The organism is Vibrio sp. 2033 (genome assembly GCF_033339735.1).
On sequence record NZ_JAWOVC010000402.1, the window covers coordinates 1 to 670 of the forward strand.

The window sequence follows — 670 nt, forward strand, 5'->3', positions numbered from 1 at the left end:
GTTGGAAAACTTGCGCGATAAACTCAATTTCTCGAATACCACCAGCGCCCAGCTTGATGTTGTTGGTTAAACCGCGACGTCGCACTTCACTGCTGATCATTGATTTCATGCGGCGCAACGACTGAATCGCACTAAAGTCGATGTAACGACGGAACACAAACGGACGCAACATTTTGCGTAGCTCTTGATATTGCGGATACATTTCGCATCCCATCACGCGCGCTTTGATCATCGCGTAACGTTCCCAGTCTCGTCCTTGCTCTTGGTAGTAATCTTCCAACGCAGCATAGCTCATTACCAACGGGCCGCTTTCTCCAAACGGTCGCAGCCGCATGTCGACGCGATAACAAAAACCATCAAACGTCTGTTGATCGAGTGCTTTGATGATTCGCTGACCAAGACGAGTAAAGAACTGCGCGTTAGCAATACTGCGGCGGGCACCTTGGGTTTCGCCGTTTTCAGGGTAAGTAAAAATCAGGTCGATATCGGAAGAGAAATTCAGTTCACCGCCGCCTAGCTTGCCCATCCCAATGATCAACATCGGTTGAGCTTCACCCTCTGCATTTGTTGGCGTTCCCCATTCTGCGCAGCAAATTTTGTATTGCCATTGGTATGTCTCAAAGATCATCGCCTCTGCCACTTGGGACAAATGACGTAATGACTCTTCAAG

Annotated in this window: 1 pseudogene; it reads right to left on the reverse strand. The window is 49.0% G+C overall.

What is annotated here, in order from left to right:
• Positions 1-670: pseudogene (locus R7P74_RS26845) on the reverse strand (bifunctional [glutamate--ammonia ligase]-adenylyl-L-tyrosine phosphorylase/[glutamate--ammonia-ligase] adenylyltransferase); the annotation flags it as partial.